This is a genomic window from Limnohabitans sp. WS1 (assembly GCF_003063265.1).
GTDB lineage: Bacteria > Pseudomonadota > Gammaproteobacteria > Burkholderiales > Burkholderiaceae_C > Limnohabitans_A.
On record NZ_NERU01000024.1, the window covers coordinates 13,451 to 39,691 of the forward strand.

At 55.4% G+C, this 26,241-nt stretch carries 29 protein-coding genes and 1 tRNA gene; 17 read left to right on the forward strand and 13 right to left on the reverse strand.

What is annotated here, in order from left to right:
* Positions 1–4: 4 nt before the first annotated feature.
* Genes B9Z48_RS19790 through ptsP form a run of 3 tightly spaced genes read left to right on the forward strand, consistent with a single transcriptional unit; the run spans position 5 to position 2,478 of the window.
* The gene (locus B9Z48_RS19790; RefSeq protein WP_108380371.1) at positions 5–448 is read left to right on the forward strand and encodes a PTS sugar transporter subunit IIA; all 444 of its coding nucleotides are present in this window, start codon (positions 5–7) and stop codon (positions 446–448) included.
* The gene (locus B9Z48_RS19795; protein ID WP_108380372.1) at positions 417–686 is read left to right on the forward strand and encodes an HPr family phosphocarrier protein; all 270 of its coding nucleotides are present in this window, start codon (positions 417–419) and stop codon (positions 684–686) included. Before B9Z48_RS19790 ends, B9Z48_RS19795 begins: the two co-directional genes overlap by 32 nt.
* A gap of 43 nt (positions 687–729) precedes the next feature.
* Positions 730–2,478 carry a phosphoenolpyruvate--protein phosphotransferase gene (ptsP, locus tag B9Z48_RS19800; RefSeq protein WP_089952271.1) on the forward strand — a complete coding sequence of 583 codons (1,749 nt, stop codon included), beginning with the start codon at positions 730–732 and terminating at the stop codon, positions 2,476–2,478.
* Between the two features lie 24 nt (positions 2,479–2,502).
* Here the strand turns inward: ptsP and yghU are convergent, their stop codons facing one another.
* Genes yghU through B9Z48_RS19825 form a run of 5 tightly spaced genes read right to left on the reverse strand, consistent with a single transcriptional unit; the run spans position 2,503 to position 5,913 of the window.
* On the reverse strand, positions 2,503–3,381 hold the full coding sequence (gene yghU / locus B9Z48_RS19805) for a glutathione-dependent disulfide-bond oxidoreductase (RefSeq protein ID WP_089952606.1): 879 nt from the start codon (positions 3,379–3,381) through the stop codon (positions 2,503–2,505).
* 41 nt (positions 3,382–3,422) lie between these two features.
* Positions 3,423–4,433 carry a lipoyl synthase gene (gene lipA, locus B9Z48_RS19810; RefSeq protein WP_108380373.1) on the reverse strand — a complete coding sequence of 337 codons (1,011 nt, stop codon included), beginning with the start codon at positions 4,431–4,433 and terminating at the stop codon, positions 3,423–3,425.
* A gap of 43 nt (positions 4,434–4,476) precedes the next feature.
* Positions 4,477–5,139: a lipoyl(octanoyl) transferase LipB gene (gene lipB, locus B9Z48_RS19815; protein WP_108380374.1), complete on the reverse strand. Its 663-nt coding sequence runs from the start codon at positions 5,137–5,139 to the stop codon at positions 4,477–4,479.
* 2 nt (positions 5,140–5,141) lie between these two features.
* Positions 5,142–5,441 carry a DUF493 family protein gene (locus B9Z48_RS19820; RefSeq protein ID WP_108380375.1) on the reverse strand — a complete coding sequence of 100 codons (300 nt, stop codon included), beginning with the start codon at positions 5,439–5,441 and terminating at the stop codon, positions 5,142–5,144.
* A gap of 25 nt (positions 5,442–5,466) precedes the next feature.
* Positions 5,467–5,913, reverse strand: a complete 447-nt coding sequence (locus B9Z48_RS19825) for a CopD family protein (protein WP_108380376.1) — start codon at positions 5,911–5,913, stop codon at positions 5,467–5,469.
* A 194-nt stretch (positions 5,914–6,107) separates the two neighbouring features.
* Between B9Z48_RS19825 and B9Z48_RS19830 the strand changes: the two genes are divergently transcribed.
* The 11 genes from B9Z48_RS19830 to B9Z48_RS19880 all read left to right on the forward strand — a co-directional run bounded on the left by B9Z48_RS19830 (position 6,108) and on the right by B9Z48_RS19880 (position 15,210).
* The gene (locus B9Z48_RS19830) at positions 6,108–6,626 is read left to right on the forward strand and encodes an ATP synthase subunit I (protein ID WP_108380377.1); all 519 of its coding nucleotides are present in this window, start codon (positions 6,108–6,110) and stop codon (positions 6,624–6,626) included.
* A 15-nt stretch (positions 6,627–6,641) separates the two neighbouring features.
* Positions 6,642–7,520: a F0F1 ATP synthase subunit A gene (gene atpB / locus B9Z48_RS19835; protein ID WP_108380378.1), complete on the forward strand. Its 879-nt coding sequence runs from the start codon at positions 6,642–6,644 to the stop codon at positions 7,518–7,520.
* Between the two features lie 57 nt (positions 7,521–7,577).
* A complete protein-coding gene (gene atpE, locus B9Z48_RS19840) occupies positions 7,578–7,826 on the forward strand; it encodes a F0F1 ATP synthase subunit C (protein WP_019429175.1) in 249 nt (82 codons plus the stop codon).
* 36 nt (positions 7,827–7,862) lie between these two features.
* The gene (locus B9Z48_RS19845; RefSeq protein WP_089952256.1) at positions 7,863–8,333 is read left to right on the forward strand and encodes a F0F1 ATP synthase subunit B; all 471 of its coding nucleotides are present in this window, start codon (positions 7,863–7,865) and stop codon (positions 8,331–8,333) included.
* A 22-nt stretch (positions 8,334–8,355) separates the two neighbouring features.
* The gene (locus B9Z48_RS19850; protein WP_108380379.1) at positions 8,356–8,886 is read left to right on the forward strand and encodes a F0F1 ATP synthase subunit delta; all 531 of its coding nucleotides are present in this window, start codon (positions 8,356–8,358) and stop codon (positions 8,884–8,886) included.
* Positions 8,887–8,929: 43 nt separating this feature from the next.
* On the forward strand, positions 8,930–10,483 hold the full coding sequence (gene atpA / locus B9Z48_RS19855; protein WP_089952251.1) for a F0F1 ATP synthase subunit alpha: 1,554 nt from the start codon (positions 8,930–8,932) through the stop codon (positions 10,481–10,483).
* A gap of 27 nt (positions 10,484–10,510) precedes the next feature.
* A complete protein-coding gene (gene atpG, locus B9Z48_RS19860; protein ID WP_089952250.1) occupies positions 10,511–11,398 on the forward strand; it encodes a F0F1 ATP synthase subunit gamma in 888 nt (295 codons plus the stop codon).
* 38 nt (positions 11,399–11,436) lie between these two features.
* Positions 11,437–12,840 carry a F0F1 ATP synthase subunit beta gene (atpD, locus tag B9Z48_RS19865; protein ID WP_089952247.1) on the forward strand — a complete coding sequence of 468 codons (1,404 nt, stop codon included), beginning with the start codon at positions 11,437–11,439 and terminating at the stop codon, positions 12,838–12,840.
* Positions 12,841–12,909: 69 nt separating this feature from the next.
* Positions 12,910–13,323, forward strand: coding sequence for a F0F1 ATP synthase subunit epsilon (locus B9Z48_RS19870; RefSeq protein ID WP_089952246.1), 414 nt, complete (start codon positions 12,910–12,912; stop codon positions 13,321–13,323).
* A gap of 332 nt (positions 13,324–13,655) precedes the next feature.
* Entirely contained in the window at positions 13,656–14,669 is a 1,014-nt protein-coding gene (locus B9Z48_RS19875) for a YheT family hydrolase (RefSeq protein ID WP_108380401.1), read from the forward strand.
* Positions 14,662–15,210: a DUF2946 family protein gene (locus tag B9Z48_RS19880; RefSeq protein ID WP_108380402.1), complete on the forward strand. Its 549-nt coding sequence runs from the start codon at positions 14,662–14,664 to the stop codon at positions 15,208–15,210. The genes B9Z48_RS19875 and B9Z48_RS19880 overlap by 8 nt, the downstream gene beginning before the upstream one ends.
* 40 nt (positions 15,211–15,250) lie before the next feature.
* On the opposite strand, the gene B9Z48_RS19885 is transcribed toward B9Z48_RS19880, so the two are convergent.
* Positions 15,251–15,769 (reverse strand): cytochrome c5 family protein, encoded by a 519-nt coding sequence (locus tag B9Z48_RS19885; RefSeq protein ID WP_108380380.1) that lies wholly within the window; start codon positions 15,767–15,769, stop codon positions 15,251–15,253.
* 141 nt (positions 15,770–15,910) lie between these two features.
* Between B9Z48_RS19885 and B9Z48_RS19890 the strand changes: the two genes are divergently transcribed.
* Positions 15,911–15,986: transfer RNA gene (locus B9Z48_RS19890), tRNA-Arg, on the forward strand.
* Between the two features lie 44 nt (positions 15,987–16,030).
* Here B9Z48_RS19890 and B9Z48_RS19895 read toward each other — a convergent pair.
* From B9Z48_RS19895 to pyrE, 6 genes are all read right to left on the reverse strand, one after another.
* Positions 16,031–16,696, reverse strand: coding sequence for a helix-turn-helix transcriptional regulator (locus B9Z48_RS19895; RefSeq protein WP_108380381.1), 666 nt, complete (start codon positions 16,694–16,696; stop codon positions 16,031–16,033).
* Positions 16,697–16,797: 101 nt separating this feature from the next.
* Positions 16,798–17,469, reverse strand: a complete 672-nt coding sequence (locus B9Z48_RS19900) for a helix-turn-helix domain-containing protein (RefSeq protein WP_089952240.1) — start codon at positions 17,467–17,469, stop codon at positions 16,798–16,800.
* 28 nt (positions 17,470–17,497) lie between these two features.
* Positions 17,498–18,709 carry an HlyD family efflux transporter periplasmic adaptor subunit gene (locus B9Z48_RS19905; RefSeq protein ID WP_108380382.1) on the reverse strand — a complete coding sequence of 404 codons (1,212 nt, stop codon included), beginning with the start codon at positions 18,707–18,709 and terminating at the stop codon, positions 17,498–17,500.
* Complete coding sequence (locus B9Z48_RS19910; protein ID WP_233261201.1) at positions 18,706–20,892, reverse strand: type I secretion system permease/ATPase; 2,187 nt, start codon at positions 20,890–20,892, stop codon at positions 18,706–18,708. The genes B9Z48_RS19905 and B9Z48_RS19910 overlap by 4 nt, the downstream gene beginning before the upstream one ends.
* 43 nt (positions 20,893–20,935) lie before the next feature.
* Positions 20,936–22,225: a TolC family protein gene (locus tag B9Z48_RS19915; protein WP_158273325.1), complete on the reverse strand. Its 1,290-nt coding sequence runs from the start codon at positions 22,223–22,225 to the stop codon at positions 20,936–20,938.
* A 542-nt stretch (positions 22,226–22,767) separates the two neighbouring features.
* Positions 22,768–23,472 carry an orotate phosphoribosyltransferase gene (gene pyrE, locus B9Z48_RS19920; RefSeq protein ID WP_089952232.1) on the reverse strand — a complete coding sequence of 235 codons (705 nt, stop codon included), beginning with the start codon at positions 23,470–23,472 and terminating at the stop codon, positions 22,768–22,770.
* A gap of 10 nt (positions 23,473–23,482) precedes the next feature.
* On the opposite strand from pyrE, the gene B9Z48_RS19925 reads away from it, so the two are divergent.
* The gene (locus tag B9Z48_RS19925) at positions 23,483–24,274 is read left to right on the forward strand and encodes an exodeoxyribonuclease III (RefSeq protein WP_089952598.1); all 792 of its coding nucleotides are present in this window, start codon (positions 23,483–23,485) and stop codon (positions 24,272–24,274) included.
* A gap of 69 nt (positions 24,275–24,343) precedes the next feature.
* Complete coding sequence (locus B9Z48_RS19930; protein WP_233261202.1) at positions 24,344–25,453, forward strand: SMP-30/gluconolactonase/LRE family protein; 1,110 nt, start codon at positions 24,344–24,346, stop codon at positions 25,451–25,453.
* 4 nt (positions 25,454–25,457) lie between these two features.
* Here B9Z48_RS19930 and B9Z48_RS19935 read toward each other — a convergent pair whose 3' ends face one another.
* A complete protein-coding gene (locus B9Z48_RS19935; protein WP_089952228.1) occupies positions 25,458–26,174 on the reverse strand; it encodes a methyltransferase in 717 nt (238 codons plus the stop codon).
* Positions 26,175–26,241: the final 67 nt, after the last annotated feature.

Here is a 26,241-nt window from a genome sequence, read left to right on the forward strand (position 1 = left end):
GCTTATGATCGGCATCCTCATCATTGCTCATGCACCACTGGCCAGCGCTCTGCGCGATTGCGCATTGCATGTTTTTCCGGATTGTGCGGCCGGCGTTTTGGCCCTCGATGTGTTGGCCAATGATGCCCCTGAGGACAGCCTGCAGCAAGCGCACAACGCCATGACAGCGTTGGCAACGCAAGAAGTGTTGTTGCTCAGTGACGTGTTTGGAGCAACGCCTTGTAATGTGGCGCAGCAGTTGGGTGATGGCTCGCGAACCCGCCTGGTCGCTGGGGTTAATTTGCCCATGTTGCTGCGCAGTGTTTGTTACCGACACGAAAGTTTGGAGTCACTGGCGGCACGTGCCCACGCTGGTGGAACACAGGGTGTCATGCCCGTTGGAAGTACAGCCCCACAAAATCAAACAGGAACAAGACATGCCTCAAGCCACCACGACCATCAGCAATAAACTGGGTCTTCATGCACGCGCATCCGCCAAACTGACAAAATTGGCAGGCAGTTTTCCCTGTGATGTCTGGTTGAGCAAAGGTGAGCGACGCATCAACGCCAAAAGCATCATGGGCGTGATGATGCTTGCAGCGGGCATTGGGAGTGAGGTTGTTCTTGAAACTTCGGGTGAAAGAGATCAAGAAGCACTTGATGCCTTGCTTGCTTTGATGGCCGATAAATTTGGTGAGGGCGAATGACGGTGCTCGTGCTTCATAGAAATCGGGCTTTGGAGCTTTACCCATGACGTTCAGCATCCATGGATTGGCGGTCGCCCGAGGCATCGCCATCGGGCGGGCTGTTTTGGTGGCATCGAGTCGTGTCGATGTGGCGCACTACTTCATCCAGGCAGACCAAATACCGGTTGAAATCGAGCGTTTGTGTACAGCACGAGATGCCGTCATCGATGAGTTACAGCGTTTGCAGCGTGACATGCCCAAAGACGCGCCACACGAACTGGCCGCTTTGCTCGATGTGCACCTGATGCTGCTGCAAGATGAGGAACTCAATGCCAGTGTCGCGCATTGGATCAAAGAGCGGCTTTACAACGCCGAGTGGGCATTGACCAGCCAGCTGGAAATCATCGCGCGTCAATTTGACGAGATGGATGACCCCTATTTGCGAGAGAGAAAAGCCGACGTAGAACAAGTTGCCGAGCGTGTGTTGCACAGTCTCAAGGGCTCAGGTTCACCCATGGTCAAGGTCCAAAGACCTTTGCGGCCGCAACAAGACCTTCAACTGGGGGATACCGATGTGCCACTGGTTTTGGTGGCACACGACTTATCACCCGCCGACATGTTGCAATTCAAGCAAAGTGTTTTTACCGGGTTTGTGACCGATGTAGGGGGCAAAACATCTCACACAGCCATCGTGGCTCGGAGTTTGGACATCCCCGCTGTGGTGGGGGCCCGTACGGCCAGCCAGTTGGTGAAGCAAGATGATTGGGTCATCATCGACGGTGACGCTGGCGTGATCATTGTGGATCCATCGCCCATTATTTTGGCCGACTATGGCTTCAAACAGCGGCAAGGTGAATTGGAGCGAGAGCGCTTGGTCCGATTGCGTCACACACCGGCGATCACGCTGGATGGTCAAAAAATCGAATTGTTGGCCAACATTGAGATGCCTGAAGACACGCAAGCAGCCATCTCGGCGGGGGCAGTCGGTGTGGGTTTGTTTCGCAGTGAGTTTCTCTTCATGGGCCGTCAAGGGAACTTGCCCGGTGAAGAAGAGCAATACGAGGCCTACCGCCGCGCTGTTGATGGCATGAAGGGTTTGCCCGTGACCATCAGAACCGTTGATGTGGGCGCAGACAAGCCGCTTGATGAAGCCCGTCATGATGCATCGCATTTGAACCCCGCACTGGGCTTGCGTGCAATCCGGTGGAGTTTGGCGGATCCCTCGATGTTTCTGACGCAGCTGCGTGCGATTTTGCGTTCAGCAACGCACGGCCAAGTGAATTTGTTGGTGCCCATGTTGGCTCATGGGAGCGAAATTCGTCAAACCCTGGCATTGATTTCGCAGGCCAGGCAGGAACTCGATCGAAGGGGTACAGCCCATGGACCCGTGCGTTTGGGGGCCATGATCGAAATTCCTGCGGCAGCCCTGTCCTTGCGCTTGTTCACCCGATACTTTGACTTTTTGTCCATCGGCACCAACGATTTGATTCAGTACACCTTGGCCATTGATCGTGCCGATGAGTCGGTGGCCCATTTGTATGACCCACTTCATCCTGCTGTCCTGCGCTTGATCGCTGACACGATTGCTCAAGGGCAAGTCAGCGGCAAAAGTGTTTCTGTTTGTGGCGAGATGGCGGGAGATATCAGCATGACCCGATTGCTCTTGGGTTTGGGGCTTCGCAGTTTTTCCATGCACCCCTCGCAAATTTTGGCGGTCAAGCAACAAATTTTGCGCTCAGACAGTGCCAAGTTGGCGCTGTGGGCTCAGCAAGTGATGGACAGTGATGATCCGGCCAGCATGATGTCGAGTTGACTGGTGGCCGAAATTTTTCAAGCCTCAATCCTTGGATTTTGATTTTTTATCTTGAGTCTGCGTCTCAAAATCAGCCGCATCATGGCGTTCATGCAACTGTGATTCAGGGGCACCCATCACGCGGTTGACCATGCGACCGCGCTGCACGGCAGGGCGTTGCGCCAGTTCTTCGGCCCAGCGCTGCACATGGGTGTATTCCTGCACCTGCAAAAATTCACCGGCTTCGTACAGCAGACCTTTTGCCAAAGCGCCATACCAGGGCCAGATGGCGATGTCGGCGATCGTGTAGTCGTCGCCGGCGATGAAGCGGCTCTCGGCCAAGCGGCGGTCCAACACGTCCATCTCGCGCTTGACCTCCATGGCAAAGCGGTCAATGGCGTATTCGATCTTGACCGGCGCATAGGCATAAAAATGCCCAAAACCGCCACCCAAATAAGGGGCGCTGCCCATTTGCCAGAACAACCACGACAGGCATTCGGCGCGTCGGGCGGGATCGGTGGGCACCAGAGCGCCAAATTTTTCGGCCAGGTACAGCAAAATCGCACCCGATTCAAACACCCGTACCGGTTGCTCGCCGCTGCAGTCCAGCAGCGCCGGGATCTTGGAGTTGGGGTTCACGCTGACAAAGCCACTGCTGAATTGCTGGCCCTCCTGGATGCGGATCAGCCACGCATCGTATTCGGCGCCTGCGTGCCCCAGGGCCAGCAACTCTTCGAGCATCACGGTGACTTTGACGCCGTTGGGCGTGCCCAGGGAGTACAGCTGCAGGGGGTGCTGGCCTCGCGGCAGGTCTTGCTCGTGTGTGGCCCCCGAGATGGGGCGGTTGATGTTGGCAAAACGCCCGCCGTTGGCCTTGTTCCAAGTCCAGACGGAGGGAGGGGTGTAAGCGCTGGTGTCGGTCATGATGGGGTGCTCCGTGTGAATGGGTCAGTCAATGGCCAGGCTCAAGCCTTGTCTGCCAAGCTCAGATGCGCCGAATGCGCCTGCTGGTCCGCGTGGTAGCTCGAACGCACCATCGCACCCACCGCTGCATGTGAAAAGCCCATTTCATAGGCCTTGGCCTCGAACATCTTGAAGGTGTCGGGGTGCACGTAGCGGCGCACCGGCAGGTGGCTGTTGCTGGGGGCCAGGTACTGGCCAATGGTCAGCATCTCGATGTTGTGCGCCCGCATGTCGCGCATGACCTCCAGGATTTCTTCGTCCGTCTCACCTAGGCCGACCATGAGGCCACTCTTGGTCGGCACATTCGGGAAAAGCGCCTTGAATTTCTTCAGCAAGTTCAGTGAGAACTGGTAGTCCGAGCCGGGGCGCGCTTCCTTGTACAAGCGTGGCACGGTTTCCATGTTGTGGTTCATCACATCGGGCGGCGCGGCCTTCAAGATCTCGAGGGCGCGGTCGTCGCGCCCCCGGAAGTCGGGCACCAGCACTTCGATTTGGGTGGTGGGCGAGAGTTCGCGGGTTTTGCGAATGCACTCGACAAAGTGCCCGGCACCGCCGTCGCGCAGGTCATCGCGGTCCACGCTGGTGATGACCACGTACTTCAGTTGGAGCTGCGCAATGGTCTTGGCCAGGTTATCAGGCTCGTTCACATCCAGCGGGTCGGGGCGGCCGTGGCCCACGTCGCAAAACGGGCAGCGCCGAGTGCACTTGTCGCCCATGATCATGAAGGTGGCCGTGCCCTTGCCAAAGCATTCACCGATGTTGGGGCAGCTGGCTTCCTCGCACACGGTCACCAGTTTGTTGGCGCGCAACACATCTTTGATCTCGTAAAAACGGGTGGTGGGCGAGCCCGCCTTGACACGTATCCATTCGGGCTTTTTCAACACCTCGGCTTGCTCGACCTTGACCGGAATGCGCGAGAGTTTGGCGGCGGCCTTTTGTTTGGCCATGGGGTCGTAGTTTTCAACGCTTTGCGCTTCGCGTACCACTGGGCGTTCGGTCGGGATGATGCTCATCGGATTCTTTCGGTGGCCGCTCGGCGGCAGGTCAGGAGGCGTTTCAGAGTCGGGCCGCGAGTTGGCCCGCCAGCACCCGGGCGGCTTCGTCCCAAGTGGTTTCAACACCGATTGTAAAAAGGTCCACGGTTTTCAGGCCGGCATAACCACAGGGGTTGATACGCTCAAAGGGTTGAAGGTCCATGGCCACGTTCAGGGCCGCACCGTGGTAGGTGCAGTGGCGGCTGACTTTGATGCCCAAAGCGCTGATCTTGCCCAAGCCCTTGAAGGGGTCGCCCGCCGGGGCCGGGCCGACCAGGGCCGCGTGGCTGAAGGGGTCGTCCAGGCGCACATAAATGCCCGGCGCACCCGCCACCCGGTGGCCTGTCACGCCGAAGTGCGCCAGGGTGCGTATGACCGACTCTTCCAGCTTGAAGACGTATTCCTTGACGTAGTACCCGGCGCGTTGCAGGTTGACCAAGGGGTAAGCCATGACTTGGCCGGGGCCATGAAAAGTGACTTGCCCACCCCGGTTGGTTTGAACCACCGGAATATCGCCGGGCATCAAGAGGTGCGAGGCTTGGCCCGCCAGCCCTTGGGTGAACACAGGCGGGTGTTCGCACATCCAAAGTTCATTGGGCGTAACAGGCGTGCGCGCGGTCGTGAACGCCTGCATGGCTTCGTAGGTTGGCAAGTACTCCACTTGCCCAAGAAGCCGGATGTCCATGCTCAAAGCACGATTTTGACCATCGGGTGCGAGGTCAGGGCGCGGTACAGGTCGTCGAGTTGTTCGCGGCTGGTGGCCGTGATGCTGAGCGTCACGCCCAAGTAGTTGCCGCCTTTGCTGGGTCGCAATTCGATGGAAGCGGGATCAAAGCCAGGATCAAATTGCAAAGCAACTTGGCACATGGCCTCGGCAAAGCCGTCGACCATGGCACCCATGACCTTGATCGGAAAGACCGATGGGTACTCGATCAGGGTGTCTTTGCGAGGGTCGATGCCTGCCGGTGGTGTGATGGAAGCACTCATGAAATAGTCCCTTAGAAACGCAAGCTTAACGCCAGACAGTGACGGCCAAAACCGCGAGCCAGCCCAATGCAAAATTGGTCAGTACCAAGGGGTGAATTTGTCCCAAAGCCTTGCCCGCAGAAGGCCAATCGGAGGTTGCCACGGCAGCTTTCAGACGTCGAAAAGGCGCAAACCAGATGTGGGCAAAAATCAGGCACATCAGCAGGCCCAGGGCTGACATGGCGTGCCAACCTGTCGGGGCGAGCTTCATGCCCGCTATCGACAACATCCAGAAACCGGAGGCCAGAATCAAGGCAATCGAGATCCAGACCATGAAGAAAAATCGGGAAAGAACGTCAGACATCAAGCGCAGACGCTCAGGCGCTTGTAAAAGTTGGATCGCCACGGGGCGCAAAGCCAAAATGACCAATGCCATCCCACCAAGCCAAACAATGCCTGCACCCAAGTGCAGAAATTTAACCCAATCGTACATGCCGTAACCCCTTGATCAATTTGTAATTTGTCGTTGAACGAACAAGGGTTCGATTGTCACCTGAGTCGGTGCGAAGGCGAAACTTCTTAGACTGTAGGGACGGCGTATCAAAAAAAATGAACAGGCACGGGTTTCTACGTATAATCAGAGGCTTTGCAGCATTTGCCAAGTGCGTAACCTGGTTGTAATTTGAGATGGTCAAAATCGCCTCATCCACACAAACCGAAAGACGCGGCAACAGCGAAGAGCTTGCAGATGAAGGCGAAGAAGCTGAATTCAAGCCCTTGACGGTCGCACAAGCACAAGCATGGCGACAAAACAACCCACAAGCCTCGCCTTGGCGAGTTCTGGGTTTGCAGGCGGGGGTTGGTGTGTTGATGGTCTTGCTTACGGGCTTGGTCACAGGGGATGCTGGTATGGCGGCTTCTGTGGCTTGGGGGTCAGTGGCAGTGGTCATTCCTGCCGTGGTGTTTGTCAGGGCTTTGAACCGGCAAATGCGACGGACTCAGCCGGGCTCAGCCTTGATGGGTTTGATGGTGTGGGAGTTGGTCAAGATTGCATTGACTGTGGCGCTGCTTCTGGTTGCGCCCAAAGTGATTTCTAATTTGAGCTGGTTTGCCTTGGTGGCAAGCTTTGTGGTGACGATGAAGATGTACTGGTTGGCCATGGCGCTGGGCTGGTTACAACAAAAATCGAAACCGACTATTTTTTGAACTGATTGGTGATTTATGGCTGCTGAAAACGCTGGCGCACACGCCCCAACGGCTGGAGAGTACATCCAGCATCACTTGCAACACCTGCAAATGAATTTCTCATTTGAGGGAGTGAAGCAAACAAGCATCGTTGATTTCAGTTTGTTCAACCTGGACTCGGTCTTTTTCTCCCTCGTTTTGGGTGTCGTTGGCTGTGTTGTGCTGTGGGCGGCTGCTCGCAAGGCAACTTCGGGTGTTCCTGGACGTTTTCAGGCAGCGGTCGAGATCCTGTCTGAAATGGTTGAAAACCAGGCCAAGGGCGTGATCCACAACGCCAAGAGCCGCAAACTGATTTCGCCATTGGCCTTGACGGTGTTCGTCTGGATTTTCCTGATGAACGCGATGGACATGTTGCCGGTCGATCTGATTCCTGCTGCATGGCATGCTGCGGGTCCGGCTTTGGGCTTCAAAGACTACATGCGTGTGGTGCCAACAGCTGATTTGTCCACCACATTGGGTTTGTCCTGTTCAGTCTTGTTCATCTGCTTGGTCTACAACATCAAGATCAAAGGCTTGGGCGGTTGGGCGCACGAATTGATTGCTGCTCCGTTTGGTGATCACTGGGCTTTGTGGCCAGTGAACTTCCTGATGCAGATGATTGAATATTTGGCCAAGACGGTTTCGCATGGCATGCGACTGTTTGGCAACATGTTTGCGGGTGAGTTGGTGTTCATGTTGATTGCCCTCATGGGTGGCGGCTGGGCATTGTCGGCAACTGGCGTGGGTCTGGCCATTGGTCATATCGTCGCCGGTACCGTGTGGACTTTGTTCCACATCCTGGTCATCACCTTGCAAGCCTTCATCTTTATGATGTTGACGCTGATCTACACAGGTCAAGCGCACGACGCACATTGATGACACTTTTTCCCTTGTTTCTTGTTTCTTTTTTCCACTAACTTTTAGGAGCTTCTCATGGAAAACATTCTCGGCCTGGTGGCATTGGCATGCGGTTTGATCGTTGGTCTGGGTGCTATCGGCGCTTCGATCGGTATTGCTTTGATGGGCGGCAAATTCCTCGAGTCTTCGGCTCGTCAGCCTGAATTGATGAACGAACTCCAAACCAAGATGTTCATCTTGGCGGGTCTGATTGATGCTGCGTTCCTGATCGGTGTGGCCATCGCTTTGCTGTTCGCCTTCGCCAACCCCTTCGTTTTGAAGTAATCCACGTACCTCTTCCAACAGAAGAAGGACTGAACCGTGAACATTAACGCTACTCTGTTCATTCAGATGATCGTTTTTGCGATTCTGGTGTGGTTCACGATGAAATTCGTGTGGCCCCCGATCACAAAAGCGCTCGATGAACGGGCACAGAAAATCGCTGACGGCCTCGCTGCCGCCGACAAAGCCAAAGCCGAACTCTCCAGCGCCAATGCGCGAGTCGAGTCCGAGTTGGCCAAGTCGCGCAACGAGACGGCTACGCGCTTGGCTGACGCCGAGCGCCGTGCAAATGGCATCGTTGACGAAGCCAAAGCACGTGCCACCGAAGAAGGCAACAAGATCATCGCCGCTGCCAAGGCCGAAGCCGAGCAGCAAGCAGTCAAGGCCCGCGAAGCTCTGCGTGAGCAAGTTGCAGCCTTGGCCGTCAAAGGCGCCGAGCAGATTCTCCGCAAGGAAGTCAATGCCGGTGTCCACGCTGATCTGCTGAGCCGCCTCAAGACCGAGCTGTAAAAAGCTCCAGCCAGAGAAGACCATGGCAGAACTTGCTACCATCGCCCGCCCTTATGCCGAAGCGCTTTTCAAAGCGCAGGCATCCGATCTTGCTGGCACGGCCGCTTGGCTGGAAGAACTCGCTGCTGTTGCCGACAACGCGCAACTGCAGCAGTTCATCGACAGCCCCAAAGTGTCCGACGAGCAGGCATTCGATCTGATCTCTGGCGTGCTGCGCACAGCACTGCCTGAGGCTGGCAAGAATTTCCTGCACCTGGTGATCGAAAACCGCCGTCTCAGTGCGCTGCCTGTCGTTGCACAGCAGTACCGGGCGCTCATGAATGCGCAAGGTGGCACCGCAGATGCGGTGGTCTACAGTGCATTCCCCATTGACGCTTCAGCTTTGGCTGATTTGTCGGCCACGCTCGAAAAGCGCTTTGCGCGCAAGCTCAACGTGAGCGTCGAGTTGGATTCTTCCTTGATTGGTGGCATCCGTGTGGTGGTGGGTGACGAGGTCCTCGATACCTCCGTCAAGGCCCGACTGGAACAAATGAAATCGGCCCTCACCGCTTAAGCGGATTGAGACCGGACATATTTAAAGAAAGAAGGAAAGAGTCATGCAACTCAATCCCGCAGAAATTTCTGAACTGATCAAGAGCCGCATTGAAGGGCTGTCCGCCAGCGCCGATATCCGTAACCAAGGTACCGTGGTGTCGGTGACCGACGGTATCGTTCGCGTCCATGGCTTGTCCGACGTGATGCAAGGCGAGATGCTGGAATTCCCATCGACCGCCGATGGCAATGCCACATTTGGTCTGGCCCTGAACCTCGAGCGTGACTCGGTCGGTGCCGTGATTTTGGGCGAATATGAGCACATCTCTGAAGGCGACACGGTCAAGTGCACCGGCCGTATTCTGGAAGTGCCCGTAGGCCCTGAACTGATTGGCCGTGTGGTGAACGCCTTGGGTCAGCCGATTGACGGCAAAGGCCCCATCAACGCCAAAATGACCGACGTGATCGAAAAAGTCGCCCCTGGCGTGATCGCACGTAAGTCGGTTGACCAACCCATGCAGACTGGCCTGAAGTCGATCGACTCCATGGTGCCAGTGGGCCGTGGTCAGCGCGAATTGATCATTGGTGACCGTCAGACCGGCAAGACAGCCGTTGCGATCGACGCCATCATCAACCAAAAAGGTCAGAACATGACCTGCGTTTACGTCGCGATTGGCCAAAAAGCCTCGTCGATCAAGAACGTGGTGCGCGCTCTGGAACAAGCTGGCGCGATGGAATACACCATTGTGGTGGCCGCTTCCGCCTCTGAATCTGCTGCCATGCAGTACGTGTCGGCCTACTCTGGCTGCACCATGGGCGAATACTTCCGTGACCGTGGCGAAGACGCTTTGATCGTGTATGACGATCTGTCCAAGCAAGCCGTGGCTTACCGTCAAGTGTCGCTGCTCTTGCGCCGCCCACCAGGCCGCGAAGCTTACCCTGGCGATGTGTTCTATTTGCACAGCCGTTTGCTCGAGCGTGCAGCCCGCGTGAATGCCGACTACGTCGAAGCCTTCACCAAAGGCGCAGTGACTGGCAAAACTGGTTCCTTGACGGCTTTGCCTATCATCGAAACCCAAGCCGGTGACGTGTCCGCTTTCGTGCCCACCAACGTGATTTCGATCACCGACGGTCAGATCTTCTTGGAAACCAGCTTGTTCAACGCCGGTATCCGACCTGCGATCAACGCCGGTATCTCGGTGTCCCGCGTGGGTAGCTCTGCTCAGACCAAGATCATCAAAGGTCAGTCTGGTGGTATCCGTACCGACTTGGCCCAGTACCGTGAATTGGCCGCGTTTGCGCAGTTCGCCTCTGACTTGGACGAGTCCACACGCAAGCAGTTGGACCGTGGTGCCCGCGTGACCGAATTGCTCAAGCAAGCCCAGTACAGCCCCTTGTCGATCAGCTTGATGGGTGCCAGCCTGTTTGCCGTGAACAAAGGCTTCATGGACGACATCGATGTCAAGAAAGTCTTGTCCTTCGAGCATGGCTTGCACGCTTACCTGAAAGATTCGTGCGCCGCCTTGCTGGCCAAGATCGAAAGTTCCAAAGCGCTGGACAAAGAGGCAGAAGCCGAATTGAACACCGCAGTGGCTGCTTTCAAGAAAAGCTTTGCTTAATTTCTACCTGATCAAAAGGAGTCGCTGATGGCATCGGGCAAGGAACTACGCACCAAGATCAAATCGGTGGAAAACACCAAGAAGATCACAAAAGCCATGGAGATGATTTCTGTCTCCAAAATGCGCAAGGCGCAGGAGCGTATGCGTACGGCCCGGCCTTACAGCGAGAAGATTCGCACCATTGCGACTCACCTCGGGCAGGCCAACCCTGAGTACGTGCACGCCTTCATGAAGCAAAACGACGGCAAGTCCGTCGGCTTCATCGTGGTGACCACGGACAAAGGGCTGTGCGGTGGCTTGAACACCAACCTGTTGCGTGCCGTGACGGGTCAATTGCGTCAAACGCAAGCAGAAGGCAAGACGCCACTGGCTGTGGCCATCGGTGGTAAAGGTTTGGGTTTTCTCAACCGCGTCAATGCCAAAGTGGTGGCCCATGTCACCCATTTGGGCGACAAACCTCACTTGGAAAAGCTGATTGGCCCTGTCAAGGTGCTGCTGGATGCTTATGCCGCAGGTGAAGTCAGTGCTGTGTACCTGTGTTACAACAAGTTCGTCAGCACCATGGCGCAAGTGCCAACCATTGATCAGCTCTTGCCCTTGTCCTCGTCCAAGATGCAAGAAGATACCAAGGCAGCAGGTACGGTGTCGCATGGTTGGGATTACATCTACGAACCCGATCCACAGTCGGTGATTGATGATTTGTTGGTCCGTTATGCAGAAGCGCTGGCTTATCAAGCAGTTGCAGAAAACATGGCTTCTGAGCACGCAGCGCGAATGGTCGCCATGAAGGCTGCAACAGACAATGCTGGCAATGTGATTGGCGAACTCAAACTCGTCTACAACAAGACCCGTCAAGCCGCCATCACCAAAGAACTGTCTGAAATCGTCTCTGGCGCAGCCGCGATCAGCGGTTGATTCACAGTTCTGCTAAATCAAATTATTTGGAGCGAAAAATGCAAGCCCAAGGAAAAATTGTTCAGTGTATTGGCGCTGTGGTCGACGTGGAATTTCCACGTAACCAGATGCCCAAAGTTTATGACGCACTCAAAATGGAAGGCTCTGCGCTGACATTGGAAGTGCAGCAGCAACTCGGCGATGGCATCGTGCGCACCATTGCGCTCGGTTCTTCCGACGGCTTGCGCCGTGGTCTGATGGTGTTCAACACAGGCAAGGCGATCACCGTGCCCGTGGGCAAAGCCACACTGGGCCGAATCATGGACGTGTTGGGTTCACCCATCGACGAACGTGGTCCTGTCAGCCAAGAATTGACATCTTCCATCCACCGCAAGGCGCCAGCTTACGACGAACTGAGCCCATCACAAGAATTGCTGGAAACCGGCATCAAAGTGATTGACTTGGTCTGCCCGTTCGCCAAAGGCGGTAAGGTCGGTTTGTTCGGTGGTGCCGGTGTGGGCAAGACCGTGAACATGATGGAACTCATCAACAACATCGCCAAGGCGCACAGCGGTTTGTCCGTGTTTGCTGGTGTGGGTGAACGTACCCGTGAAGGTAACGACTTCTACCACGAGATGGCCGACTCCGGCGTCGTGAACCTCGAGAACCTGCCTGAGTCCAAAGTGGCCATGGTGTACGGTCAGATGAACGAGCCACCAGGCAACCGTTTGCGCGTCGCCTTGACCGGTCTGACCATCGCCGAATCCTTCCGTGACGAAGGCAAAGATGTGTTGTTCTTCGTGGACAACATCTACCGCTACACACTGGCCGGTACCGAAGTGTCCGCCTTGTTGGGCCGTATGCCTTCTGCTGTGGGTTACCAGCCAACGCTGGCCGAAGAAATGGGCCGTCTGCAAGAGCGTATCACCTCGACCAAAGTCGGTTCGATCACTTCCATCCAAGCCGTTTACGTGCCAGCCGATGACTTGACCGATCCATCGCCAGCGACCACCTTCGCGCACTTGGATTCGACCGTCGTGTTGTCGCGTGACATCGCTTCGCTCGGTATCTACCCTGCTGTGGATCCTCTGGACTCCACCAGCCGTCAGCTCGATCCTTTGGTTGTGGGTCAAGACCACTACGAAACAGCCCGTGCTGTGCAAGGCACCTTGCAGCGTTATCGTGAACTGCGCGACATCATCGCCATCATGGGCATGGATGACTTGGCTCCAGAAGACAAGTTGGCCGTGGCCCGTGCTCGCAAGATCCAGCGTTTCCTGTCGCAGCCGTTCCACGTTGCTGAAGTGTTCACCGGCTCACCCGGCAAGTACGTCACCTTGGCCGAAACCATCCGTGGTTTCAAGATGATTGTTGCTGGCGAGTGCGATCACCTGCCAGAGCAAGCTTTTTACATGGTCGGCACCATCGACGAAGCTTTCGAGAAGGCTAAAAAGGCTGCGTAAGGCAGCGCAATTGGGGGGCTGTTTCAATTTCCCCAATGCCCGCTTTAACGTACCTTTTAAGGAGAAAACATGAACACCATCCACGTAGATGTGGTCAGTGCCGAAGAGTCCATTTATTCGGGTGAAGCTCGATTTGTGGCTTTACCCGGTGAATCTGGCGAACTGGGCATTTATCCTCGTCACACGCCGCTGATCACTCGGATCAAAGCGGGTTCAGTTCGAATCGAGAAGGCTGACGGTGGCGAAGAATTTGTATTCGTTGCCGGTGGTATTCTGGAAGTTCAGCCCGACTGTGTGACGGTCCTGTCTGACACCGCGATTCGAGGCAAAGACCTTGACGAAGAAAAAGCCAACGCAGCGAAGTCAGCGGCTGAAGAAGCACTGAAAAATGCAAAGAGTGAAATCGACCTGGCTCGTGCAACATCAGAGCTTGCTGTATTGGCTGCGCAGTTGTCCGCATTGCGTAAATACCGCAAGAAGTGATCAGCTGAAATTGGTTTTAACCGATGCATCAAAGTAACCCGGAACAGAAATGTCTCCGGGTTTTTTGTTTTGGGATGCGCCATGTTGGTGTGTAAACTCAGCTGACATCAAGGATGAAAAAAACATCCATGAACGCTTGTTCTCATGAGGTTGGATGGACAAAAACACAGTCCAAAATCGCAATGGATGACGATGAAAAAGATGGAAATGGAAACGAAGTTGAAACTCAGCATGCTGGATAGCTTGAGCTGTACGGGCCCTCGATGTGAGGTTAACTCTAGACAGACTGTGTGCAATCGTTGAGTTATCAACAAGGTGTTGAATTGAACATGATGGACTATGTCGCGCCGACTTGGTTACCGGGAGGACACGCACAAACCATATGGCCTGCATTGTTCGCACGTCGACAATTTTCAACTTCTTCACCTCAAGTCAGAGAACGATGGCATGCCCCTGATGGTGATTTCATTGACGTGGACAAACAAAGGGCCAGCAGCCCGCACAGACCATTGATCGTTCTTTTTCATGGCTTGGAAGGCTCCTCAAGCAGCCATTACGCTGTGGCCTTTGCTGATTGGGCAGCCGAGCAAGATGTGAATTTCGTGTTGCCGCATTTCAGAGGCTGCAGTGGTGAGTTGAACAATGGACCACGTGCCTATCACTCAGGGGATCACCAAGAAATCCATTGGATATTGAACAAGTTGCGCCAAGAGCACCATCAAGCCGGTGGACAAACCATGGTTGCAGCAGGCGTCTCTCTGGGCGGTAACGCATTGATGCGCTGGGCTGGTGAGCATGGTAAAGAAGCCTTGAAATCCGTGGATGCCATTGCTTCCATTTGCGCACCGTTGGATTTAACCGAAAGTGGTCGAGCAATGGGTCAAGGGGTCAATCGTCAAATTTATACCAGGATGTTTTTGCGAAGCATGAAACCCAAAGCCATGTCCAAATTGGCCCAGCATCCAGGTTTATTTGATGCCCAAAAACTCAAAGCAGCGCGAGATCTGTATGAATTTGACAATGTGTTCACAGCGCCTGTGCATGGCTTTCAAAATGCAGATGACTACTGGTTGAAAGCCTCTGCAAAACCATTGATGAATCAAATCAAATTGCCCGCCTTGGCTTTGAACGCTAAAAATGACCCATTTGTCCCCATGTTCAGTCTGCCGAAACAAAGCGATGTGTCATCTTCCGTGACACTCTGGCAACCTCAGCAAGGCGGCCATGTCGGATTTGCACAGGGAACATGGCCCGGACATGTGCGAGGCATGCCCGATGCAGTCGGTGAGTGGCTTTTGAAAGCCTCAGGCGTGATGATGAATGAGAGGATGGCTCAACATGGATGACCTGGTCAAAAAAGCCATGGCCAAATGGCCCAATGTTCCCGATTGCTATGGATGGTTGGCTTTGGACAGTCGTGGGCAATGGTTCATGCGAGATGAGCGTGTTCAGAGCTTGGGCTCATTTCAAAGCGGGGTCGCAGGAAGCAAAGGATCCTTGCTCAAACACGAAAAATTGATCGAGTTCATCAACCGAAACTATGCAGTCGATGAGGAAGGACGTTGTTATTTTCAGAATGGCCCCCAAAAGGTTTTTGTAGAACTTGAAATCACGCCTTACGTGTGGCGTGTCAATGAACCCTTTACGCCCGTTGCACATACGGGCGTCAGCTCAAAAGCGCTTGCATGCCTGATGGATGAGCGGGGACGTGTGTATCTGAAAACGGACCTTGGTTTTGGTTTGGTACACAGTCTGGATGTGGGCCTGGTGGCCGAAGCATTGGAAAAAGGCAACTGTGTTTTGGAAGAATGTGAATCCCAAGCGCTACCGGGTCAAAATCACTACGTGATGAGTCCACAAAGCATCGTTCAAGAAAAAAACACATAAAAAAACCGACCCTGAGGTCGGTTGTTTGGTGCGTGAAAAATTACTTTTTCTCAGCACTTGGAGCGGCAGGTTCGTCGAATTTGGAACCGGCGTTGTTGGTGATGTAAACGACAGCACGCGCAATTTCGATATCGTTGAAGTCGCCACCTGATTGAGCGCCCATGGCACCCTTGCCTTTGAGTGCAGAGGTGACCAATGTCTCCAAACCTTGTTTGACACGAGGACCCCAAGCCGCAGCATCCGCAAATTTGGGTGCGCCAGCGGCTCCCGCTGCATGACAAGCAGCACATTGCGCTTTGTAAACTTCTTCACCGGCCTTCAAGGGGCGATTGGCATCACGAACTTCAATGGTGCCAATCTTCTGGATGCGTTGCGCAACAGATCTTTCACTGTCACTCGATCCCGGTGCAGTTTTGTTGGCCGAGGTGACGTAAAACACCAAACCAATGATGATGAACACAGGAATAATGAAGGAAGCAAGACTCAGCAAAAGCATTTGCTTGGGCGTTTTCACCGGGCCGGTGTGTGCTTCGTGGTGATCGTGACTGTTGTCGCTCATGAAATCCTCTTGTGGGGCTTGGCCAGTAGGCCTTCAGGTGGTCCGGAATCAACACAATATTATAGCGACCTGACCTTCACAGACCTTGCATCCAACAGGATGAATGACAAGCCATGAGATAATGCAAAGGCTTGACAGCATGCGGCTGTAGCTCAGTGGATAGAGTATTGGCCTCCGAAGCCAAGGGTCGTGGGTTCGATCCCCGCCAGCCGCACCAAGTTCCATTCAAACGCTTGAATGAAATCGATGCCCATGACGGTGTCAAAAAGAAAATGGCCAAGAAACTTTTTCAGGCCACACAAGTTCTAGGGCCGACGTCAGAGAAGAAGGCCAAATCAATTGCGAAGGCCAGACCAATTCATAGGGGCTCCAAACGGCAATGGCATAGCCCAGAAAGCCCCCCAACAAAAGCATCAGACTTCGCCATAAGTAAGCTGAACGAGCTTGCCCCATCGGCGCATGCAAGGTTTGATCAGGACCGATCAAGGGTGTTGATTGAGATTCAGGCATGACCTGATCTTTGCACGGCGTAGACAAAACCAATGCAATGGGTTGCTCAAGAGCTGCTGCCGTGCTGATGTGTGAATCGGAAAGCGATGACCACTCTGGTTGACGAACCATTGGGGCGGGCTTGTTGCTGATGGGCCATTGCAATTGAACCACCTTGTTGGAGGGCTTCAATGCAACAGCAGTTTCTTCCAATTTATCCCAATCCGCATTGAGCAATTTTGCAACACGTTTGGCTGCTTGCTCGCGCAAGGAGGATGAGTAAAAACGCGTTGAAAGTCCCTGCTCGATTTCATAGAGCTGGGCCACAGAAATGCAAGCTTGCGTGGCCAACTCAGCGGGGTCCAGTTCCAAGTGCAAACGCAAATTCCGGATCAATCGACCTTTCGGGTCTTCTGAGACCTCGGCAAATTGATCCATGTGTGCTGCAGAAGACCGATTGGCATGCAAGAGGGATTCATTTTGTCCTGGGCGAGTTGGACTGCGCGACAAGGAGGATGACCTGTTGAACGACGTGAATTTCAGTTCTTGCATGATGCCACCACACCGGTCAGATATGCATGCAACCAGATAGAGGACAAGGGGCCTGGAACCAACTGAATGGAAGAAGCTGCGCCAAATGGCATGGAAGACGCCAGTCCTTTTTCTTGCGTGATCAACACCACGGACAAGGGGGTGTGGCCACGTTTGTTGAAGTTTTCAAGTGCTTGAAATGTTTTTTCCTGAAGTGCTCGTGGCATGGACATCTCGACCACGATCATGTCAGGGCGCTTGTTCGAAAGATCCAAGAGTGCTTCAGTCACGGACTCAAAAAAGTTAACGTCAATGGGAATGCCCCATTGAAGAAAATCTTGCATGAAGCTGTTCATCAAACCCGGTGTTTCAATGACCACCGTTACCCGAGGTTTACTGGTGGACTTGGCATGACGATTCACGGCATGCCGTGAAACGGTTTGATAGTCCATGATGGAGTCGAGCGAAATACGGCGGTGTCCGCCCCGTGTTTTCCAGCCCTTGAGTTCACCTTGGTCAACCAGTGTCTGAACGAGTGTGGTGGACAAGCCCAACATTCTGGCTGCTTCTGCCGTACTCAAAAATTGAGGGGTATGGGGTGTTGTCTTGTTGGGGATCAACAAGGTGGGTTCTTCGACGGAAATGACGTCATCGAGAATAAGAGTGTGTTCATCGCCCATGGTTTGGCTCCTGGAAAGAAAATTTGGATTAACGTTCGCGCAACGCCTGAGAGACGTTTTGCAAAGGACGGAAGATGTATTCAAGAACGGTCTTGTAGCCCGTTCTGATTTCGACAGAGGCGGTCATGCCTGGTGAGGGGGTGAGGCGAAGACCATTGCGCAATTCAGGACTGGGTTTGACCCGAATGATGATTCGGTAAAGACCCTCCTCGAGCTCCACCGGGTTACCGGGTTTTCGCTGCTTTTCATCGCGCAATGTGTCTGGACTCAAATGCTCAAGCACACCATCGAGACCACCGTATTTATTGAAGTCGTAGGCGGTTAACTTCACGACAGCAGGCTGGCCGACTTTCAAAAAGGCCACTTCTGCGGGCTTGACGTAAGCTTCAACCAACATTTCGTCTTCAGTCGGGACAATTTCAAGAATCGATTGGCCCGCTTGAACAACACCACCAACCGTGGTGATCTGGACGTTTTTAACCACGCCCTTCATCGGTGATTTGATGGTGGTTCTGCGAAACGCATCCTCGCGTGCGGTGGCGCTTTCTTTGGTTTGAGAAAGCTCTGAAGCGACCCTGACCAATTCGTTGTTGGCATCGGTGAGGTAGCGGTTTTGTCGCTCAGCCCTTTGTCCCATCAATTCGGACTGTTGGCGTTTCAAGCGCAGCAATTCCACTTCAGACATGACCCCTTGGCGGACCATGGGTTCGGTGATGGTCAGTTCACGGGTCACGGAAGATAGGGATGCGTCCAGCGATCGCAGGGATTCAGACAAAGCCAGTTTTCTGGCATTGAAGGCTTGCAGTTCCTGGCGCATCAGGGCGGGTTCAGCTTTCAGTTCATCGGGAAAGACCAAAGATGTTCCGTAAGCTTCAGCTTTCAAGCGGGATGACAGGGCCAAAAGTGCCAAGTATTTTTCTTGCGCTTCGCGGTAAACCGCGCCTGAACGTGCATCGTCAATGCGCAAAAGAATCTGATCCTTTTCGACCACACTGCCTTCACGCACAAACATTTCACTCATCACACCCGAGTCCAGGCTCTGGATGACTTGCTCACGGCTGGATGGAATGACCTTGCCTTGACCGCGTGTGATTTCATCAAGTTCAAAAAATGAAGCCCATCCCAGACCCAAAAACAAGGTGATGGCGGTGGCCGAAATCAGGGTTTTACTGGCTTGACGCTCATCGTCCTCGACCGTGGGCATGCCAAAGCCCTTGCTCTTGCGCGTTAACGTGCTCATGCGACAGCTCCTTGTGGTTTAGTGCCATTGACGTCTATGCCGCGAGACAACTTGTCGAGCATCTCTTGCTTGGGACCCCAGGCCACGCACTGACCGGAATCAATGACGGCGATCAGATCAGCCCATTCCAAAAGCTGGGGGCGGTGAGTGGACATGAGCAAAGTCCGTCCGCGCAACCAGTCGCGCAGCACAAGAATCACGCGGGCCTCGGTGTTTTGGTCCATGTTCGCTGTCGGTTCGTCCATGAAGACCAGTTGCGGATTGCGCAGCATCATTCGTGCAATCGACAAAAGTTGACGCTGGCCACCAGATAAACCACCACCGGCTTCGGTGATGGGCATGTCCAGACCCAGCGGGTGGTTGGACACAATGTCGTAAATGTTCAAGGTTTTGAGGACTTCGACAATTTTTGTGTCGCTGATCCAGCTGTCGGCCAGTACCAGGTTTTCGCGGACCGTGCCCATGAACAGCTGCGGATCCTGGCCCACGTAGCCGATGCGGCTGCGCATCTCTGTGGGCTCAATTTGCTGCATGTCCACACCATCAAGACGCACATTGCCCGCCAACGGGGCGTACAAACCTGCCATCAAGCGCAGCAGAGTGCTTTTGCCGCTGCCGACACGGCCCAGCATGGCCACTTTTTGGCCGGGTGCAATCGACATGGACAAGTTTTTGATGACTGGAATTTTGTGTTGGCCTGGGTAGGCAAACTCCAGCGCATCCGCCTGCAAACCACCTTGAACGCTCTCGGGCACAAGGTAGTTGCGACCGTGAATGCGGTCACGGGGTCGCTTCATCAAGCCATCGAGGGTTTCCAGTGCTGAGCTGGCTTGTTGGTAACGCGAGGCCAAAGACATCACGCTGGCCAAAGGAGAGATGGCACGGCCAGCCAAAATCACAGAGGCAATCAAACCACCCAAGGTCAGCTGATTGGCATGAATCATGTAAACACCGCCCACCACCATGGCCACCGTGATGAATTGCTGAAGCGCCGTGGTGAAGCCCATGATCCAGTTGGTCAGGCTGCGCATGCGCTTGTAAGAGTCGGCACCGGCCAAATTGGCCACCTCCCAGCGACGCTGCAAGTAGCTTTCAGCGTTGTGTGCTTTGAGCAGTTCCAGATTCAACACCGACTCAACCAGCACGCTTTGCTTGTCGCCCGACTCTTTCATGTTTTCCCGCATGGCACTCATCAAAGGCCTTTGAGACAGCAAGCCAATGACGATCAGCAAAGGCACCGCCAGTGCAGGAATCCAGACCAGGTTTCCACCGACCATGGCAATGAGGGCGAGAAACATCAAGACAAAAGGCATGTCCGCCAAAACCACCAAGGAGGCTGAGGAGAAAAAGTCACGAAGCGACTCAAAGTCACGCATGGAACTGGCAAAAATTCCGACCGACTGAGGACGGTGCTCGAGTCGAATGGCCATGATTTCTCGAAGCAAAGTGGCATTGATGGCCAGGTCGGCTTTTTTCCCACCCAAATCCACCAAACGGGCTTTGAGCCAGCGCATGATGAACTCCATGAAAATGGCCACTGTGGTGCCGATCGCCAGTGTCCACAACGAGGTGTAAGCACCGGTCGGAACGACCCGGTCATACACGTTCATGGTGAAGAACACACTGGCCAGTGTTAACAAGTTTGCAACCACCGTGGCCACCATCGATTCCACATAAAAAGCGCGAAATCGCCACAAAGTGCCCCAAAACCAGTTGAAAGCAGAGCCTGCCATGGGGGCCAGAGTTTGGTCATGGCGTGAGGGGGGGAGCTTGATGGCCAGCACCTCGGGGCGGGCCAGACTTTGCAGCTCTGGCAACGCGATTTTGTGGTCCTCCATCCCTTTGTCTGCCCACCAGACAACAGCCTCCTTGCCCTCGATGCTGCGCAGCACGCAGGCCCGTCCATCCATCAATGGCATCAACACGGGCAGCACGTAATGAGGAATCTCGGACAAGCGCACGCGCGACCAAGCGGCCATCAAGCCATTTTTGTGCGCCATGTCGGGATAAGCTGCCAAGGGCACACGGCCACGCGCATCGAGTGCAAAACCGGATCGCAAAACCTGAGCGTGCACAGGACGCCCCAGTTGCTTGGCGGCCATGGTCATGCACAGCAAAAATGGGTCAGCCTGGATGTCCTGGCCCGCTGAGGGCTTGGGGGCTGCGCCAACTGCGGTTGGCATGGGAATCAATTGAGCCATGGTCGGTCACTTTGAAAAAAATCGCTCACTGGGCGGGAGTCAGGACACGACCGGGTTCGGCCGTGAATCGTTTGGCCAAGTCGCCAGTGACGGCCAGAAGACGCACACGGGCCAAGCGCTCGTCATGGAAGGCCGCGCGGGCAGAGCTGCGGTAATTGAAGGCGTCGGCCTGAATGTTCAGCAGGTCCAGCAAGGAGCGTCGGGCCACACGAAACTGTTGGCGATAAGCCTCCACGAGTTTGTCGCCTACATCGGATTGAGAGGCTCCCGTGACAGAGCGGGCGCGGGCAGAAGCCCATTCTTGCCAGGCCAATGCGGCCTTTTCACGGGCCAGAAGTTGGGCTTCTTCCAGGGCAAATTCGGCAGCTTTGAGTTGACCGACAGCCCCTTCAACCAGCGCGGCCGTGCCGCCACCGTTGTAAAAAGGCGCATTGACTTGGAGTTGTGTAAAAGCCTCTTGGCGGCCATTGGCCGTGTTGGCTTGTTTGGAGACTGATAAATCCACGGTGGGCCAAAATTGGCTTTTGGCCACACGAACACCCGCTTGTGCGGCCTTAACTTGCGCTCGGGCTTGAGCAATGGCGGGGAGGTCAAGCCAGACCATCTCGACCGCTTGAGCCAAAGACGAAGGAATTTTGCCCAAAACGCCCGAGTCGGTCACGGCGTCTTCAAGGCCTTCAGGCCGAGAGCCCATGTCTGCAGTCCAGAAGCGCCTGACGCGCTGAATCGCTTGAGCGAAGTCTGATTTGCGTTGCTGCAGACTCAGTGTGGCATTTTCCATCCGAACCAAGGCCTGCTCATAGTCCACGCGACGACCGGTGTCAGCTTGGGCAATTTTTCGGATGTCGCTCAATGTTTCTTCGTGGGCATTGACGTTGAGCACAGCCAAGCGGTAGAGATCGGCTGTTTTCGCCCAATTGAGATAAGCCTCTGCGGCCAACTGAGCCACTTCATCCAAGGTGCTGGCTTGCAGGTATTCCGACGCCTGCGTCAAGGCCTGCGCACGCTGCGCCTCTGCTTCAATTTTGCCGCCCGACCACAAGTTCACTTTGGCCGTGGGGGACAGCGAACTTCTGGAGGTGCCCGCTGGGAAGGTGTCAGAGGCAAAGGCATTGGCCGTGGCGGTCATGCCCAGCTGTGGGTAGTGGGCGCTGCGGGCACGCGCAATGTCAGAACGAGAAGCAGAGGCCTTGGCCGCAGCCGACAAAACAGATGGGTATGTTTGCAGGGCCTGATTGACCACTTCGGTCAAGGTTTGAGCCTGAACGGTCAGGCCCATGCTGACCAGCAAGAGGCCAGGACAGGCGCGTTGCATCACAGCCCAAAATCCTTGAGATGGTTTTGTCTTCGTTGTTGAACGAAGAAAGTATTTTTGGCAATCAAGATGAATCATGAGCGGTGAATTACCAGCTACGTTAAAACTGAAATTCTCGTGAAAAAAGAGAAGTTGCGAATCCGCCAAATGGAGTACAAGCGAGCACGAAGTGCATCTGAAATAAAAATTTCAGACAAAAAAAGTAGCGTATTTGGCGTTCGCTGGTGTGTGCAAGCAGGCGCTGAATCGACCAGCGTGGTGTGGTGAGTTCAGCGTGTTTTCAGAGGAGAAAACAGGAAAAATTGGAAAAAACAAAAGCGAATCGGTGTGCCTTGGCCGATCCGGAAACGCTGCTGGAAGAAGGGCAAAGCCAGCTTTGTTTTTTTAAGTAGATATTTGTAAAAAAATCAAATTAATTTGATTTTGATGTTTTGGTCGTGTGCAAATGACCTGAAACCGTCGAAAAGACAGTTGTGATCTCAAACCAAGAAGTTGTGACCGCAGTCGCACCAGAAAACAGTGGCCAGTGCGACCGGGTTGCGTCAAACGCCGTAGCGGTCGCGGTAAGCCTGAACCTTGGGCAGGTGCTGGCCCAGCTCATGGCCGCTTTGCGCCGACAGATAGGCCAGCAGGTCGGACAGCTGGGCGATGCAGCACACACCCATGCCCAAGGTATGGCGCACATATTGAACCGCGCTGTGAGGAACGTCTTTGACCGAGCCGTCAGCCTGCTTTTCGGTGGCCATTTCCTGTCGGTCCAGCGCAATCGCAATCGCGTGCGGCGTGGCGCCAGCGGCCTTGATCAGCGCAATCGATTCGCGTGCAGCGGTGCCTGCGCTCATCACGTCGTCCACGATCAGCACGCGCCCTTGGAGGGGAGCGCCCACCAGCGAGCCGCCTTCGCCGTGGTCCTTGGCTTCTTTGCGGTTGTAGGCAAAGGGCACGTTCTTGCCCAAGCGGGCCAGCTCGACAGCCACCGCCGCGCCCAAGGGGATGCCCTTGTAGGCGGGGCCAAAAATCATGTCGAATTCGATGCCGCTGGCCAACAGGGCTTTTGCATAAAATTGCGCCAGTCGGCTGAGCTTGGCGCCATCGTCAAACAGGCCGGCGTTAAAAAAGTATGGGCTCATGCGGCCCGCTTTGGTTTTGAATTCACCAAAGCGCAATACGCCTGAGTCGACTGCAAACTGCACAAATTCCTGAGCGAGCGCCTGCATTTCGGCGCTGCTTGCCTGTCCTGTCACCATGGGGAAATCCTTGTTCAAACTCACTAGCCTCAACCTCAACGGCATCCGTTCGGCCACGACCAAAGGGGTCGCCGCGTGGCTGGCCCAAGAGAAACCCGATTGTATTTGCGTGCAAGAGGTCAAAGCCCAGGCCCCCGATGTGGCGGGCAAGTTTGAGGAACTCGCGGGCCTCAAAGGCCACTTCCACTTTGCTGAGAAAAAGGGTTATTCGGGCGTGGGTGTCTACACCCGCCACGAACCCAGTGACGTGGTGGTGGGCTTTGACGGCGGCGAGTTCGACGCAGAGGGCCGTTATGTGGAAACACGCTTCGATACACCGCAGCGCAAGCTGTCCATCATCAGCGTCTACTTTCCCAGTGGCTCGTCCGGCCCCGAGCGGCAAGAAGCCAAGTTTCGCTTCTTGAACAAGATGTACCCCCACCTGATGGCCCTCAAAGCCGAGCGCGACTTCATTGTCTGCAGCGACGTGAACATCGCACACCAACAAGCCGACCTGAAAAACTGGAAGGGCAACCTCAAGAACAGCGGCTTTTTGCCCGAAGAACGTGCCTGGATGACACAGCTGACCACTGAAGGTGGTGTGGTCGACGTCTACCGCCACCTCAAGCCGCACACCACTGACGATTGCTACACCTGGTGGAGCAACCGCGGCCAAGCCTACGCCAAGAATGTGGGCTGGCGCTTGGACTACCACTTGGCCACGCCCGCTGTGGCCGAAAAAGCCCGCACCGAGCACATCTACAAGGGCGAAAAGTTTTCCGACCACGCGCCGATCACCATCGCATACGAGGGTTTGCTCTGAGGACCTTGAAGCTCTGAAACTGTTTCAATGGCTGCCTTGGCCCGTGGGGTGCCATACCAAGGAGGCGCTGTGAAAAAGCTGTTCGGTGTTTTGGGTGTGCTGTTGCTGGCAGGGCTGGCTTATTTTGGCCTTTGGCCGGTCCCGATCGAGCCGGTCAGCTGGCATGCACCCGCTGCACCGGGCTATGCCGGGCCACATGCGGTCAACCACAAGCTGGCCAAGCTCAACATGATCGACCTGGGTGCCGAGGCGGGGCCGGAGCACATCGCCATGGGGCCTGACGGCAAGCTCTACACCACGGTGGAGAGTGGCCGCATTTTGCGCATGCAGCCAGACGGCTCGCAGCAAGAGGTGTTTGGCCAGACAGGTGGCAGGGTACTGGGTTTTGACTTTGACGCCCGTGGCCACCTGATCGCGGCCGATGCGGTCAAGGGCTTGCTGTCGATTGCGCCCGACAAATCCATCCAGCTGCTGACCGACAAGGTGGCGGTGAACGGTCAGCCCGACCCGATCCGTTATGCCGACGCGGTGGTGGTGGCCCAAAACGGCAAGATGTACCTGAGCGATGCGTCCACCCGTTTTGCCCCCAAGGACTGGGGCGGCACCTTCGAGGCCAGCGTGCTCGACATCCTGGAGCAAGCGGCCACGGGCCGGGTGCTGGAGTTTGACCCGGCCAGCGGCCAAACCCGCGTGGTGGCCCGGGGCCTGAGCTTTGCCAACGGCGTGGCGCTGAGCCAAGATGAAAAACACCTGTTTGTGAATGAGACGGGCAAATACCGCGTCTGGAAAATCGACGTCAACGCCCAGAACCTGGACGTGGCCCAAGGCGGCGCACAGGCCCGCGTGTTGTTCGACAACCTGCCGGGTTACCCCGACAACCTGATGCGGGGGCGGGACGGCAAGATCTGGCTGGGCTTTGCCAAACCGCGCAATCCGACCATCGACCAGCTGGCAGACCAGCCCTTCATGCGCAAGGTCACGCTGCGCCTGCCCCGTGCCCTGTGGCCCATTCCCAAAGCCTACGGCCATGTGATGGCTTTCACCGAAGACGGCCAAGTCGTCCAAGACCTGCAAGACCCCAGCGGCCTTTACCCCGAGAGCACGGGCGTGACCGAGACAGCGGACCGGCTCTACATCCACAGCCTGCACGCCAAGGGGCTGGGCTGGTTGCCGCGCTGAGGCTTCAGCCGCGTGTGTAGGTGAGCATGCGGCCTTTGTAGGCGGCCACGCCCTCGTGCGCGGGCTGATCCAGCACCTGTTCATGACGGGCAAAGCCCAGCCGGGCCATCTGCTTGTGAAAGGCCGCACGGTTGCCCCGATTGGGATCGACCACCCAGATTTCCGAGCGGCTGGCGGCATGCGCCTGGATGAAACTGGCCAGCGTGCCCTCGTCATCGCGCTCATACAAGATGTCGCTGCCCATGATCAGGTCAAAAACGCCGCTGGGCAGGGCATCCTGGGCGGTCGTCAAGACGGGCAAACCATCTTCGCGCAAGGCCGCCTTGCCCCACAGGCCGTGACAGTAAGCCATGGGGGGCAAACCGTTCAATCGCGTGTTTTCATCCAGAAAGGCGTGCGCCAAGGGGTGGCAATCACTGGCGGTGACCGAGGCCCCTCGCCGATGCGCCACCAGACTGGCCAACCCCAGACCGCAGCCAATTTCCAAAATGCGCTCGACGGATACCGGGCGTTTGGCCATGCGATCGGCCATGTGTTGGCCAGAGGGCCAAAGCAAGCCAAACAAAGGCCAGGTGGCCGAGGAGATGCCCAAGTTCAGGGCCTCATCCAGGGGGTCGTGGAATTGGTTGTTGTTCAGCAGAGCGCGGATGAGCAGCTTATCCGCCCCCGCAATGGCAACGCTGTGGTGCTGGGTCAAATAGCCGGGTGAAGTGGTGTGCAAACAGACAATCGTTGCAGCGCAAAAGCCAAAAATCAAAAGGCGCTGGCTGCGTTGGACTGTACACGCC

Excerpts from the sequence above, each read along its gene's own strand:
- B9Z48_RS19790 (WP_108380371.1), top strand. The coding sequence starts at position 5 with ATGATCGGCATCCTCATCATTGCTCATGCACCACTGGCCAGCGCTCTG.
- B9Z48_RS19795 (WP_108380372.1), top strand. The coding sequence starts at position 417 with ATGCCTCAAGCCACCACGACCATCAGCAATAAACTGGGTCTTCATGCA.
- ptsP (WP_089952271.1), top strand. The coding sequence starts at position 730 with ATGACGTTCAGCATCCATGGATTGGCGGTCGCCCGAGGCATCGCCATC.
- yghU (WP_089952606.1), bottom strand. The coding sequence starts at position 3,381 with ATGACCGACACCAGCGCTTACACCCCTCCCTCCGTCTGGACTTGGAAC.
- lipA (WP_108380373.1), bottom strand. The coding sequence starts at position 4,433 with ATGAGCATCATCCCGACCGAACGCCCAGTGGTACGCGAAGCGCAAAGC.
- lipB (WP_108380374.1), bottom strand. The coding sequence starts at position 5,139 with ATGGACATCCGGCTTCTTGGGCAAGTGGAGTACTTGCCAACCTACGAA.
- B9Z48_RS19820 (WP_108380375.1), bottom strand. The coding sequence starts at position 5,441 with ATGAGTGCTTCCATCACACCACCGGCAGGCATCGACCCTCGCAAAGAC.
- B9Z48_RS19825 (WP_108380376.1), bottom strand. The coding sequence starts at position 5,913 with ATGTACGATTGGGTTAAATTTCTGCACTTGGGTGCAGGCATTGTTTGG.
- B9Z48_RS19830 (WP_108380377.1), top strand. The coding sequence starts at position 6,108 with ATGGTCAAAATCGCCTCATCCACACAAACCGAAAGACGCGGCAACAGC.
- atpB (WP_108380378.1), top strand. The coding sequence starts at position 6,642 with ATGGCTGCTGAAAACGCTGGCGCACACGCCCCAACGGCTGGAGAGTAC.
- atpE (WP_019429175.1), top strand. The coding sequence starts at position 7,578 with ATGGAAAACATTCTCGGCCTGGTGGCATTGGCATGCGGTTTGATCGTT.
- B9Z48_RS19850 (WP_108380379.1), top strand. The coding sequence starts at position 8,356 with ATGGCAGAACTTGCTACCATCGCCCGCCCTTATGCCGAAGCGCTTTTC.
- atpA (WP_089952251.1), top strand. The coding sequence starts at position 8,930 with ATGCAACTCAATCCCGCAGAAATTTCTGAACTGATCAAGAGCCGCATT.
- atpG (WP_089952250.1), top strand. The coding sequence starts at position 10,511 with ATGGCATCGGGCAAGGAACTACGCACCAAGATCAAATCGGTGGAAAAC.
- atpD (WP_089952247.1), top strand. The coding sequence starts at position 11,437 with ATGCAAGCCCAAGGAAAAATTGTTCAGTGTATTGGCGCTGTGGTCGAC.
- B9Z48_RS19870 (WP_089952246.1), top strand. The coding sequence starts at position 12,910 with ATGAACACCATCCACGTAGATGTGGTCAGTGCCGAAGAGTCCATTTAT.
- B9Z48_RS19875 (WP_108380401.1), top strand. The coding sequence starts at position 13,656 with ATGGACTATGTCGCGCCGACTTGGTTACCGGGAGGACACGCACAAACC.
- B9Z48_RS19880 (WP_108380402.1), top strand. The coding sequence starts at position 14,662 with ATGGATGACCTGGTCAAAAAAGCCATGGCCAAATGGCCCAATGTTCCC.
- B9Z48_RS19885 (WP_108380380.1), bottom strand. The coding sequence starts at position 15,769 with ATGAGCGACAACAGTCACGATCACCACGAAGCACACACCGGCCCGGTG.
- B9Z48_RS19895 (WP_108380381.1), bottom strand. The coding sequence starts at position 16,696 with ATGGATCAATTTGCCGAGGTCTCAGAAGACCCGAAAGGTCGATTGATC.
- B9Z48_RS19900 (WP_089952240.1), bottom strand. The coding sequence starts at position 17,469 with ATGGGCGATGAACACACTCTTATTCTCGATGACGTCATTTCCGTCGAA.
- B9Z48_RS19905 (WP_108380382.1), bottom strand. The coding sequence starts at position 18,709 with ATGAGCACGTTAACGCGCAAGAGCAAGGGCTTTGGCATGCCCACGGTC.
- B9Z48_RS19910 (WP_233261201.1), bottom strand. The coding sequence starts at position 20,892 with ATGCCAACCGCAGTTGGCGCAGCCCCCAAGCCCTCAGCGGGCCAGGAC.
- B9Z48_RS19915 (WP_158273325.1), bottom strand. The coding sequence starts at position 22,225 with ATGCAACGCGCCTGTCCTGGCCTCTTGCTGGTCAGCATGGGCCTGACC.
- pyrE (WP_089952232.1), bottom strand. The coding sequence starts at position 23,472 with ATGGTGACAGGACAGGCAAGCAGCGCCGAAATGCAGGCGCTCGCTCAG.